The 12418-nt window shown below is 60.9% G+C and carries 10 protein-coding genes and 3 tRNA genes; 2 read left to right on the top strand and 11 right to left on the bottom strand.

All coding sequences use genetic code 11. From position 1 onward, the window contains the following. Positions 1–2: 2 nt before the first annotated feature. Both KUIN1_RS08710 and ilvA read left to right on the top strand, forming a co-directional pair. Positions 3–1043 carry an AraC family transcriptional regulator gene (locus KUIN1_RS08710; protein WP_011267164.1) on the top strand — a complete coding sequence of 347 codons (1041 nt, stop codon included), beginning with the start codon at positions 3–5 and terminating at the stop codon, positions 1041–1043. A 557-nt stretch (positions 1044–1600) separates the two neighbouring features. Then, on the top strand, positions 1601–3136 hold the full coding sequence (ilvA, locus tag KUIN1_RS08700; RefSeq protein ID WP_011267163.1) for a threonine ammonia-lyase, biosynthetic: 1536 nt from the start codon (positions 1601–1603) through the stop codon (positions 3134–3136). A gap of 346 nt (positions 3137–3482) precedes the next feature. On the opposite strand, the gene KUIN1_RS08690 is transcribed toward ilvA, so the two are convergent. From KUIN1_RS08690 to accD, 11 genes are all read right to left on the bottom strand, one after another. Further along, positions 3483–4307: a DUF2242 domain-containing protein gene (locus KUIN1_RS08690; protein WP_011267162.1), complete on the bottom strand. Its 825-nt coding sequence runs from the start codon at positions 4305–4307 to the stop codon at positions 3483–3485. Between the two features lie 235 nt (positions 4308–4542). Continuing rightward, positions 4543–4619, bottom strand: a tRNA-Asp gene (locus KUIN1_RS08685). 115 nt (positions 4620–4734) lie between these two features. Continuing rightward, a tRNA-Asp gene (locus KUIN1_RS08680) sits at positions 4735–4811 on the bottom strand. Between the two features lie 79 nt (positions 4812–4890). Then, a tRNA-Val gene (locus KUIN1_RS08675) sits at positions 4891–4966 on the bottom strand. Positions 4967–5116: 150 nt separating this feature from the next. Further along, the gene (locus tag KUIN1_RS08670; RefSeq protein ID WP_153221455.1) at positions 5117–5881 is read right to left on the bottom strand and encodes an SDR family oxidoreductase; all 765 of its coding nucleotides are present in this window, start codon (positions 5879–5881) and stop codon (positions 5117–5119) included. Positions 5882–5931: 50 nt separating this feature from the next. Further along, the gene (locus tag KUIN1_RS08665; RefSeq protein WP_011267161.1) at positions 5932–7143 is read right to left on the bottom strand and encodes an O-succinylhomoserine sulfhydrylase; all 1212 of its coding nucleotides are present in this window, start codon (positions 7141–7143) and stop codon (positions 5932–5934) included. A 20-nt stretch (positions 7144–7163) separates the two neighbouring features. Next, a complete protein-coding gene (purF, locus tag KUIN1_RS08660; RefSeq protein ID WP_003347797.1) occupies positions 7164–8672 on the bottom strand; it encodes an amidophosphoribosyltransferase in 1509 nt (502 codons plus the stop codon). A gap of 12 nt (positions 8673–8684) precedes the next feature. Beyond that, on the bottom strand, positions 8685–9272 hold the full coding sequence (locus KUIN1_RS08655) for a CvpA family protein (RefSeq protein ID WP_003318487.1): 588 nt from the start codon (positions 9270–9272) through the stop codon (positions 8685–8687). 118 nt (positions 9273–9390) lie between these two features. Then, positions 9391–10044, bottom strand: a complete 654-nt coding sequence (locus KUIN1_RS08650; RefSeq protein WP_011267160.1) for an SPOR domain-containing protein — start codon at positions 10042–10044, stop codon at positions 9391–9393. Continuing rightward, the gene (gene folC, locus KUIN1_RS08645) at positions 10028–11332 is read right to left on the bottom strand and encodes a bifunctional tetrahydrofolate synthase/dihydrofolate synthase (RefSeq protein ID WP_011267159.1); all 1305 of its coding nucleotides are present in this window, start codon (positions 11330–11332) and stop codon (positions 10028–10030) included. Before folC ends, KUIN1_RS08650 begins: the two co-directional genes overlap by 17 nt. Then, the gene (gene accD / locus KUIN1_RS08640; protein WP_003318491.1) at positions 11329–12249 is read right to left on the bottom strand and encodes an acetyl-CoA carboxylase, carboxyltransferase subunit beta; all 921 of its coding nucleotides are present in this window, start codon (positions 12247–12249) and stop codon (positions 11329–11331) included. The genes folC and accD overlap by 4 nt, the downstream gene beginning before the upstream one ends. Positions 12250–12418 lie beyond the last annotated feature (169 nt).

Raw genomic sequence — 12418 nt, 5'->3', positions numbered from 1 at the left:
CGATGCCGACCCTGACCCTGCGCCTGGGTGATCTGTCGGTGGGTTTCATCCAGAGCCTGAGCGATGCGGTCAACAGTTTCGACAGGAACCCTGACGCGCTGCTGGAGCAGTACGGTCTTGACCCGATTCGCCTGAGCCAGGCGCGGGCGCGGCTGTCGATCCCGCGCTACATGCGCCTGGGACACGCTGCCATCCAGCTGACCGGCCAGCCCGGGCTGGGCTTGCGCATGGGCCAGCTGAGTCGTTTCGCGCAGGCCGGTCTGGCCGGTATCACCGCGGCCCAGGCACCCAACGTGCGCGAGGCGGCGCGCACGCTGATTCGCTTTGAACCCTTGTACGGTTCCAATTATCGCGGCCAGTCGAGTTTCCACGAGGATGCCGACGGCGCCTGGATGCGCTTCTATTCAATCAGCCCCTATAACGCTTACAACAGGTTTGTGGTGGACTCGATTTTAGCTGGCTGGCTGGCTCAGCTTTCCACGCTGGCAGGTACAGAGCTGCGCGCACAACGCGTCGAGATCGAATTCGAAGCGCCTGACTATGCCGCGCAATACGCCGTACTGAGTGATAACCCGATGGTATTTGGCGCGGCGACCAACCAACTGCATCTGGACCAGACCAGCCTGGCATTGCGCAACCCCGACCATTGCCCAAGTACCTGGCGGCACCTGTTGCAGCTGTGCGAAAGCGAACTGGAACAACAGACCCGCACCCGCAGCCTGCGTGAACGCATCATTCAATTGCTGGGGCCGTTATTGAACGGCGGAAGTGAACCGGATCTGGAGGAAGTGGCAGCAAGGCTCAAACTGCCGACCTGGACGCTGCGTCGCAAGCTGGCTGAGGAAGGTACATGCTTTCGCGCAGTGCTCAATGACACGCGGCGCGACCTGGCAATGACGTACATTCGCGACACTGAACTGGCGTTCGGGGAGATCGCCTACCTGCTGGGATTCGCTTCTGCCGAAGCCTTTCAACGCGCCTTCAAACGCTGGAACGGGCAGACTCCGGGAGAGTTCCGCCGCAGCCAGCGTCAAAGCGCATGAAGCCGTTCACAGTTCGGTAGCGTCGTCGGCAGGCTCTACCGGGTCCAGTTCCGATGCACGGTATTCGAGTAGTTCTTCCTGGTATTCGTCCATTTCTTCGCCCTCTTGGCTGAGTGAGTGGGGGTGATAATCAAAGCTGAAATAACTGACCGCAAGATCAACATTAAAGTGCCAATGTGAAATAAAAATGTTGATTCTTGTCAAACAGACGAAAAAGACCGTGGTCGATTCAGCATCCCCTCACCCGTATAGCGGACGGGCGCTATTGACTTGCATGCCAGTGTCGACCTAACCTCCTGCTCATGAACCTCATCAAGCACAACATCGGCCAGATTATTATTACCGTCATTCCAGTCATGGCGGGTTAGCCGACGTTTGCCAAAAACCCGCCCTGGAGGCGGGTTTCTTCTGTCTCCCGGGCAACAATTGCCGAATCAGGAGTCAGACATGATCGCCATCCCTCGCTCTATCGCCCTTCTCGCTTCTCTGGACCTGATTATCGGTCTGCCGCGCGCGTTCACCGAGTATCCAGGCACGACGTATGAAGAGACGATGCGATGAGCCAGGACCCGCACGCTCTGCTCAACTATTACGCGCGCAAAATCCTCACCTCGCGCGTCTACGACGTTGCCATCGAAACGCCGCTGCAAGGCGCTCGCCAGCTGTCCGAACGGCTGGGCAATCAGGTGCTGCTCAAGCGCGAAGACCTGCAGCCGGTGTTCTCGTTCAAGATTCGCGGTGCGTACAACAAGCTCGCGCAACTGCCCGCAGAGCAGACCGCACGGGGCGTGGTGACGGCCTCGGCAGGCAATCATGCCCAGGGCCTGGCGCTGGCAGCGCGTGAGCTGGGGATCAAGGCGACCATCGTCATGCCGCGCACCACTCCGGAGATCAAGGTCGAAGGCGTGCGCTCGCGGGGAGCCACCGTGGTGCTGCATGGCGATTCGTTCCCGGAAGCGCTGGCCTACTCGCTGAAGCTGGTCGACGAACAAGGTTTCGTCTACATCCATCCGTATGACGACCCCGACACCATCGCCGGGCAAGGCACTGTGGCGATGGAGATCCTTCGCCAGCAACCGGGCCAGCTGGATGCGATCTTTGTTCCGGTCGGGGGTGGCGGTCTGATTGCTGGTATCGCGGCCTACGTGAAATACCTGCGCCCGGAGATCAAGGTGATCGGCGTCGAGCCGGACGATTCCAACTGCCTGCAGGCGGCGATGGCCGCCGGGGAGCGCGTGGTGTTGAGCCAGGTCGGGCTGTTTGCCGATGGCGTGGCGGTCGCGCAGATCGGCCATCACACCTTTGAAGTGTGCCGCCATTATGTCGATGAAGTGATCACCGTCAGCACGGATGAGATCTGTGCGGCGATCAAGGACATCTACGATGACACCCGCTCGATCACCGAGCCCTCCGGCGCGTTGGGCGTGGCCGGGATCAAGAAGTATGTCGAGCAGCGCGGCGTCAGCGGCCAGACGCTGGTGGCGATTGATTCAGGGGCCAACGTCAACTTCGATCGCTTGCGGCACGTGGCCGAGCGCGCCGAACTGGGCGAAGGCCGCGAGGCGATCATTGCCGTGACCATCCCCGAGCAACCGGGCAGCTTCAAGGCGTTCTGCGAGGCCATCGGCAAGCGGCAGATCACCGAATTCAACTACCGCTATCACACCGACCGCGAGGCGCACATCTTCGTCGGCGTGCAGACCCATCCCGAGAACGACCCACGCAGCGCCCTGATCGCCAGCCTGACCGGGCAAGGCTTCCCGGTGCTGGACCTGACAGACAACGAACTGGCCAAACTGCACATCCGCCACATGGTCGGCGGGCATGCCGAGCGGGTCGACGATGAAGTGGTGCTGCGCTTCGAGTTCCCGGAGCGACCGGGCGCGCTGTTCAACTTCCTCAACCGCCTGGGCGGGCGCTGGACCATCTCCATGTTCCACTACCGCAACCACGGCGCAGCCGATGGCCGAGTGGTTGCCGGGCTGGTGGTGCCGGAGGAAGAGCGGCATCTGGTCGGTGCTGCGCTGGATGAGATTGGTTACCGGTACTGGGATGAAAGCGAGAACCCGGCTTACCGGTTGTTTCTGGGCTGAGGCCGAGGATATCTCTCGTTCCTCACGCTCCGCGTCACAAGAGGACGCAGAGCGTCCAGACCGGCATACCCACGCGGAGCATGGGCACGATGGTGTTATCCCTGACGACTATCGTTCCTCACGCTCCAGCGTGGGAATGCAGTTCGTGACGCTCTGCGTCGCAAGAGGACGCAGAGCGTCCAGACCGGCGTACCCACGCGGAGCATGGGCACGATGGTGTTATCCCTGACGACTATCGTTCCTCACGCTCCAGCGTGGGAATGCAGTTCGTGACGCTCTGCGTCACAAGGGCAGGACGCGGAGCGTGGGCAAGACAGGCTTCGTTACCGACGCTCCGCACCACACTTTACTGCACCGGGGCGGGCTCGACTGGCGTGGGAGTGGTACTTTCTGCAGGTTCTGCGGCCGGTGTTTCGACCGTTTCTGTCTTGAACGAAGCCGGTTCAGACGGCGCAGGCACAGGTTCGCTTGCAGCAGGCGTAACCGGTTCGGCAGCATGCTCGGCCTTCGGCGCGTTTTCTGACGACGCAGGCGCCAGCTTCGCAGGCGCGGCAGCCTTGGCGGGAGCCGCCGGGGCTGCGGGAGCGGTGTCAGGCACACCCAGGTCGGCCTTGGGCTTCTCGACAATATGCGCAGCCTTTTTCACTTCAGGCGGCAGGAAGTTTTCCACCAGACCGAAAAAGCGCTCGTAGAACTTCGCTGACGAGACGGTCTCGCTGGCGACCTTGACCATCGAGTCGTCAGTCGAGCCTATCGGCATCGACACGGAGCCCAGCACGCCTACACCGAGGCTGGCCGAGTTGTTGGTTTTCTTCAGCGCGTAACGGTCCTGCAGGGCGTTGGCAAACATGGTGGAATTGCCATCCTTCGCATCGGCGGCACACACCAGATTGAAGCTGATCTCGATATGCGTATCGCCGGTCTGCTGGAAGCTCTTGCGGCCGGCAATCATCTTCGGATCGCTGCTGGTGATGATATAGCCCTGACTCAGCAAGGCACGCCGCCCTGCCTCGCAGTAAGCCATGTCGGTCGCAGGATAGCTTCGGGAGAAGGTTCCAGCGTCGTCGAAGTGTTCATGATCGTAAACCGCCTGCTTGGGCGATGAACAGCCGGCTGCCATCAACACGGCAGAAATCCAGAAGGCGGTACGAACGTTCAGTAGCTTAAACATCGAAAATCCTGAGGAAGGAAAAGACTGCCAGCAAGACTGCGAACTGGTAAATGGCGGTAAGTCTGCAACAAGGTCGACGCTGGATCAACGTACAGTTCAAAAGGATTTGGATACAACCCATGCCCAGGCGCACGAACCCCGGCTCGCAGACACACAAAACGCAGACAACAAAAAAGCGACCCTAGGGCCGCTTTCTTGTTTGCTTCAAGGAGTTCAAGGGCCTTGAAGCGGTGTATGGCGCAGCGGACGGGACTCGAACCCGCGACCCCCGGCGTGACAGGCCGGTATTCTAACCGACTGAACTACCGCTGCGTATCGCTGTAAACCTGTTTGAAACAAACCTTGGGTAGGCTGCTTCCTGTACACGTGACTGAAAGACCCTTGGGCTTTTCAATCGCAGACCCGGCGAACCCGATCTGTACAAATATGGCGCAGCGGACGGGACTCGAACCCGCGACCCCCGGCGTGACAGGCCGGTATTCTAACCGACTGAACTACCGCTGCGCATTGTGGACTTGCGTCCGTGAAAGCTTTGTAAAATCACTTTTGAAAGCCCTCGTACTTCAGCTTTCAAACTCAACGATGGTGGGTGATGACGGGATCGAACCGCCGACCCGCTGCTTGTAAGGCAGCTGCTCTCCCAGCTGAGCTAATCACCCTTTGCTTCGTTGAGGCCGCGAAATTTACGCACCTAACGAACCTAAGTCAATAGCCTGATTGAAGTTTTTTTAAAAACCGCCTCAATCACAAAACCCTCACCACACACCAAAAGCACAAGCAATAGCTCAATCGAAGCTCGCCCGCGCAAACTACTCGGCGTACACCATCTTGCGCGTCATGCCGCCGTCGACCACGAACTCCTGCCCGGTGACGAAACCGGCGTTTCTGGACAACAGCCAGGCAACCATCGCCGCAACATCCTCCACCGTCCCTACCCTGCCGGCCGGGTGCTGGGCATGATCGGTCTCGGACAACGGCTCGGCTCTGCGCAACGAGGGGTCACGCGCGTCGATCCAGCCAGGGCTGACAGCGTTGACGCGAATCTCCGGCCCCAGGCTGATCGCCAGCGCATGTGTCAGCGCCATAAGACCGCCCTTGCTGGCTGCATAAGCTTCGGTATCGGCCTCCGACTGGCGAGAGCGTGTGGAGGTCAGGTTGACGATGCTGCCGCAATGCGCACGCAGGTATGGCGCACAATGCTTGGCCAGCAGCATCGGACCGCCGAGGTTGACTGCCAGCACACGGTTCCAGTGCGACAGCTCAAGGCTTTCCAGCGTCGTGTTGTGCGGGTCGGCGATCGCAGCGTTGCACACCAGCGCATCGAGACGACCGAACTGCCGAAGCACCTCGGCCACGCCCGCTGCGACCTGCTCTTCACTGGCAACGTCCATGGCAATGAACAGGGCATTTTCACCCAGCGCACCAGCCACTTTCGAGCCACGCGCACGATCCAGATCGGTCAGCACCACTTGCCAGCCTTCGGCAATCAGCCACGCTGCAATGCCGAGCCCGATACCGCGAGCGGCACCGGTCACCAGAGCGACACGACCGTTGTGGACACTGGCAAATTTCAACGCCCACTCCTCGCCCGGCTTGCCACTGGCCGGATTGCTGGCCTCGCTACTCACAACGCCGCCAGACCACGAGCCAGGTCAGCCTGCAGGTCAGCCAGGTCTTCCAGCCCCACTGCAACCCGAATCAGGCTGTCGCGAATACCTGCGGCTTCACGCTCCTGAGGTGCCAGGCGACCGTGAGAGGTGGTACTCGGGTGAGTGATCGTGGTTTTGCTGTCACCCAGGTTGGCAGTGATCGAAATCAGTCGTGTGGCATCGATGAAGCGCCATGCGCCGTCCTTGCCGCCCTTGACCTCGAAGCTCACCACAGCGCCGAAACCCTTTTGCTGACGCTGGGCCAACTCGTGCTGCGGGTGACTCTTCAGTCCGGCGTAATGGACTTTTTCGATGCCGTCCTGCTGCTCGAGCCACTCGGCCAGTGCCTGAGCATTGGCACAGTGAGCGCGCATCCGCAGGTTCAGGGTTTCGAGGCCCTTAAGGAAGATCCACGCGTTGAACGGGCTGAGCGTCGGCCCGGCAGTACGCAGGAAGCCGACCACTTCTTTCATCTGCTCGCTGCGCCCGGCAACCACGCCGCCCATGCAACGGCCCTGGCCGTCGATGAACTTGGTGGCCGAATGCACGACAATATCAGCGCCCAGCAACAGCGGCTGCTGCAAGGCCGGCGTGCAGAAACAGTTGTCGACGATCAGCATCGCGCCCTTGGCGTGGGCGATCTCGGCCAGCGCCGCGATGTCGACCAGCTCAGCCAGGGGATTGGACGGCGATTCGACGAAGAGCATTTTGGTGTTGGGCTTGATCGCCGCGTCCCAGCCGCTCAGATCGGCGAGAGGAACGTAATCCACCTCGACACCAAAGCGCTTGAAGTACTTGTCGAACAGGCTGATGGTCGAGCCGAAGACGCTGCGTGACACCAGCACATGATCACCGGCGCTGCACAGGCTCATCACCACAGCCAGGGTTGCCGCCATGCCGGTCGCCGTAGCGACGGCCTGCTCGGCACCTTCCAGTGCGGCAATGCGCTCTTCGAACGAACGCACCGTCGGGTTGGTGTAACGCGAGTAGACGTTGCCCGGCACCTCACCGGAGAAACGCGCAGCCGCGTCGGCGGCGGTGCGAAATACGTAACTGGAGGTGAAGAACATGGGCTCGCCATGCTCTCCTTCCGGTGTGCGGTGATGCCCGGCACGTACGGCTAGGGTATCGAAACCTACGCCTTCAAGGTCGCTGTCCAGCCGACCTGCATCCCATTCCTGAGTCATGCCGCCCACTCCTTGCCCAATTAGTTGTTGTACAGATCGATGATCGCGCTCACTGCCTGAGTCTTGATCTTGGAGGCGTCATTACGCGCGCTCTCGATCCGGTTCAAATAATGCTCGTCGATGTCGCCGGTCACGTACTTGCCGTCGAAAACCGAGCAATCGAAGTTGTCGATCTTGATTTTCTTGCTGCCGCTGACCGCTTCGATCAGGTCATTCAGGTCCTGATAGACCAGCCAGTCGGCACCGATGAGGTCGGCCACGTCCTGCGTGGTGCGGTTGTGGGCAATCAGCTCGTGAGCACTCGGCATGTCGATGCCGTAGACGTTGGGGTAGCGCACAGCCGGGGCTGCAGAACAGAAGTAGACATTCTTGGCACCGGCTTCGCGGGCCATCTGGATGATCTGCTTGCAGGTCGTGCCGCGTACGATGGAGTCATCCACCAGCATCACGTTCTTGCCGCGGAACTCCAGCTCGATGGCGTTGAGCTTCTGGCGTACGGATTTCTTGCGCGCAGCCTGGCCCGGCATGATGAAGGTCCGGCCGATGTAACGGTTCTTGACGAAGCCTTCGCGGAACTTGACGCCCAGATGGTTGGCCAGCTCCAGCGCCGCAGTACGGCTGGTGTCCGGAATCGGGATGACCACGTCGATATCGTGATCCGGACGCTCGCGCAGGATCTTGTCGGCCAGCTTCTCGCCCATGCGCAGGCGCGCCTTGTAGACCGAGATACCGTCGATGATCGAATCCGGGCGCGCCAGATAGACGTGCTCGAAGATACACGGAGCGTATTTGGGGTTGGCCGCGCACTGACGGGTGTGCAGCTTGCCGTCTTCGGTGATGTAGACCGCTTCGCCCGGTGCAAGGTCGCGAATCAGGGTAAAGCCCAGCACGTCCAGCGATACGCTTTCCGAGGCGATCATGTACTCGACGCCTTCGTCGGTGTGACGCTGGCCGAACACGATAGGACGAATGGCGTCCGGGTCACGGAAGCCGACGATACCGTAGCCGGTGATCATGGCTACGACCGCATAACCACCGCGGCAGCGATTGTGCACGTCGGTCACGGCCGCGAAGATATCCTCTTCGGTTGGCTGCAACTTGCCACGCACGGCCAGTTCATGGGCGAACACGTTGAGCAGCACTTCCGAATCGGAATTGGTGTTCACATGGCGCAGGTCGGACTCGTAAATTTCCTTGGCCAGCTGCTCGACGTTGGTGAGGTTGCCGTTGTGCGCCAGCGTGATGCCGTAAGGCGAGTTGACGTAAAACGGCTGAGCCTCGGCCGACGTCGAACTGCCCGCGGTGGGGTAACGCACGTGACCGATGCCCATATGCCCGACCAGACGCTGCATATGACGTTGATGAAACACATCGCGCACCAATCCGTTGTCCTTGCGCAGGAATAACCGGCCATCATGGCTGGTTACGATACCGGCAGCGTCCTGGCCGCGGTGCTGGAGGACGGTAAGCGCGTCATACAGCGCCTGATTGACGTTCGACTTGCCGACGATACCGACGATGCCACACATGCGACACAACCCCTACTTAGTGGAACTGGATTTACCGAGCACATCCTGCGGCATTGTAGACGGCAGGATCTGTTCCTTGAACGGCATGTCAGCGGGTACGCTGATGCCGCTGGCGAGCCACTTGCTGGACATCCCGAGAATCAGGTTTTTCGACCAGTCAGCGACCATGAGAAATTGCGGCACCAGCCTGGACTGCTGCCACCATTGATCCTGTTGCACCGGCCCCAGGCTCAACAGCCCTACCGCCACAACGACAAGCAGGCCTCCGCGCGCTGCGCCGAAGACCATGCCGAGAAAACGATCGGTCCCGGAAAGCCCGGTGACGCGAATCAGCTCGCCTATCAGAAAATTGACCATGGCGCCTACCAGCAGGGTGGCGACAAAAAGAATGGTACAGCTCGCGATCACGCGGGCCGAAGGTGTTTCTATGTAATTGACCAGATACTGCGACAGCCCTGCGCCAAACATCCAGGCCACAACACCTGCAATGATCCACGTCGTCAACGACAGTGCTTCTTTTACGAAGCCGCGCTTCAGACTGATCAGGGCGGAGATGGCGACAATTCCGAGAATTGCCCAGTCAACCGGAGTAAATGGCACGTTGCAGCCTGCAGACGGATAAGGCGGCGCATTTTAGCAGAGCGCCCGCCTGCCGGTAAGCAGCGATTACCGGCGCGAGGCATTTTCCTTTGTGCCAGGGGCACCAGGTGCCGAACGGTCAACCGCGCTCGGGCTGAAAGCGCACCACAATACCCTTGAGCTTTTGCTGCTTGTCGAGCTGATCACGCAGACGATCGGCCTCGGCGCGCTCGATGAGCGGGCCGACAAACACCCGGTTCACACCATCAGCGGTGCGAATGTAGGCATTGTAGCCCTGGGTGCGCAGCGTTTTTTGCAGATTGTCGGCATTCGCACGATTGGACATGCTCGCCAACTGCACCGACCAGCTGATCGACAGGCCGTTGGCGTCGACGCCAGCAGGTGCCGCAGGTTTGGCGGGGGCCGCAGGTGCAGCCGCTGTCGCCGGTGCAGGTGCAGGTGCAGGTTTGGCAGTTGCTTTGGAGGCCGGAGCGGCAGGTGCGGTCTGGGCGGTCGGCGCAGGCGCGATCGGCATGGAAGGCGGCTGGCTGCTGCTCATGTCATCGTCACCCGGCACAGGCTCCTGAGGCAGAACCTGAGGCTCCGGAACAGGCACCGGATCGACCCGCACCTGCGAAGCCGCGGGCGCCTGGGGCGCGGCTGGGGCCTCGACCTGCACCTGACGTGTTTCATCTTCACGCGTGAAAAGCATGGGCAGGAAGATGACCGCCACGGCGATCAGCACCAGTGCTCCCACCATTCGCTGCTTGAATACGTTATCCAGCAAAGCCATTTGCAGCGTCCTCATCGGTGTACCGGGCCAACCATTCAAGGGCCTCGGCAACACAGTAAAATGAACCGAACAGCAGAATCTCGTCATCGGGCGTGGCATGCGCGCACTGAGCTTCCAGCGCCAACGCGATACTCTGATAGGACGTCACGCGGGCCCCAAGGTTCTGCAAGGCCGTCTGCAACTCCTCTGCCGGCCGGCTGCGCGAGGTCGGAAGCGGCGCAACGGCCCACTCTTCAATGACCGGCGCCAGGTGCGCGACCACACCGTCGAGATCCTTGTCGCTGAGCAGGCCAAACACCGCACGACGCTTGCCGCCAACCGGCTGCCGCGCCAGGCGCTGCCCCAAAAACTGTGCCGCGTGGGGGTTATGGCCTACATCCAGCAGCAGGTTGAGCGACTTGCCGTGCCACTTGACGACCCTGCGATCGAGACGACCGGCGAGCCGGGTCTCGGCAAGTACCTTGCCTGTCGCATCCGGTTGCAATGGATACCCCAGCAGGGCGAAGGCCTGAAGCGCCAGCGCTGCATTCTGCATGGGCAGGTCGAGCAGCGGCAGACCGCGCAGCTCGATCTGTTCGCCGTGAGCGACACCGCGCCAGTCCCAGCTGTCATCGCCTATGGAAAGATCGAAATCCCGGCCACGCAACAACAACGGACAGCCCAGCTCGCGGGCTTTGGCCAGCAGCGGCTCGGGTGGCGCCGGATCACCGCACAGCGCAGGACAACCTGCGCGAAAGATCCCGGCTTTCTCGAAGGCGACCGACTCACGGGTGTCGCCCAGGTACTCGGCATGATCGACCCCGATACTGGTGACCAGCGCCATATCCGCATCGACGAGATTGACCGCATCCAGGCGACCGCCCAGACCGACTTCCAGAACGACCGCATCGAGCCGGGCCTGCTCGAACAGCCAGAATGCCGCCAGCGTGCCCATTTCGAAATAAGTCAGGGTGACGTCGCCGCGTGCCGCTTCGACCGCAGCGAAGGCATCGCATAACTCCAGGTCGGTTGCCTCGACGCCCTGCACCTTTACCCGCTCGTTATAGCGAATCAGATGCGGGGAACTGTAGACACCGACCTTCAGGCCCTGAGCCTGCAACAAGGCGGCGACAAAGGCGCAGGTTGAACCCTTGCCGTTGGTGCCCGTCACCGTGATCACCCGGCGCGCCGGGCGGGTAAGCCCCAGCTGCAGCGCCACCTGTCGAGACCGGTCCAGCCCCATGTCGATGGCAGACGGATGCAGTTGCTCCAGGTAAGCGAGCCAGTCGCTCAGGGACGTAGAAGTCATATCGTCGCAGGGGCCGGCGGGACGACGATTGGCTCGATAACGGGGGCGACAAAACGAGGGGTCGGCAGGTTCATCATCTGTGCCAGCAGGTTACCCAGGCGCGGACGAAGCTCGCTGCGCGAGACGATCATGTCGATAGCGCCGTGATCCAGCAGGAATTCGCTGCGCTGGAAGCCTTCAGGCAGCTTCTCGCGAACAGTTTGCTCGATGACCCGCGGACCGGCAAAACCGATCAGCGCCTTGGGCTCGGCGACGATAACGTCACCCAGCATGGCCAGGCTGGCGGAAACGCCACCGTAGACCGGGTCGGTCAGCACCGAGATGAACGGCAGCCCTTCTTCGCGAAGGCGCGCCAGAACGGCAGACGTCTTGGCCATCTGCATCAGCGAGATCAGCGCTTCCTGCATCCGCGCACCGCCGGAAGCGGCGAAGCAGACGAACGGACAGCGATTTTCCAGCGCGTAGTTGGCGGCACGTACGAAACGCTCGCCGACAATGGCACCCATCGAACCGCCCATGAACGAGAATTCGAATGCCGAAGCCACCACCGGCATGCCCAGCAAGGTGCCACTCATGGAAATCAGCGCGTCCTTTTCACCGGTCTGCTTCTGCGCAGCGGTCAGGCGATCCTTGTACTTCTTGCCGTCGCGGAATTTCAGACGGTCGACCGGCTCAAGATCGGCACCCAGCTCTTCGCGCCCTTCGACGTCCAGAAAAATGTTCAGTCGTGCACGTGCGCCGATACGCATGTGGTGGTTGCACTTGGGGCAGACGTCCAGGGTCTTTTCCAGCTCAGGGCGATACAGCACCGCCTCACAGGACGGGCATTTGTGCCAGAGGCCTTCGGGAACCGAGCTCTTCTTGACCTCGGAACGCATGATCGATGGGATCAGTTTGTCTACCAACCAGTTGCTCATGCTTTATATCTCCAGTACCGGTGTGGCTCGAACGACTGACAAATCAAACGCCAGTCGCATGCCCTCGGATAAATTCGTATATGGACGACGATGAAAGGATAGCGATCGACTCACGGCCGGACCTGCGCACCCCTCACCCCGATTTTTCACAACGACGGCGTTGCTCAGT

It is taken from the genome of Pseudomonas sp. KUIN-1 (genome assembly GCF_009176725.1).
GTDB lineage: Bacteria > Pseudomonadota > Gammaproteobacteria > Pseudomonadales > Pseudomonadaceae > Aquipseudomonas > Aquipseudomonas fragariae.
Note: the sequence above shows the minus strand (reverse complement) of the source record. Positions and strands in the feature narration are given on the sequence as shown.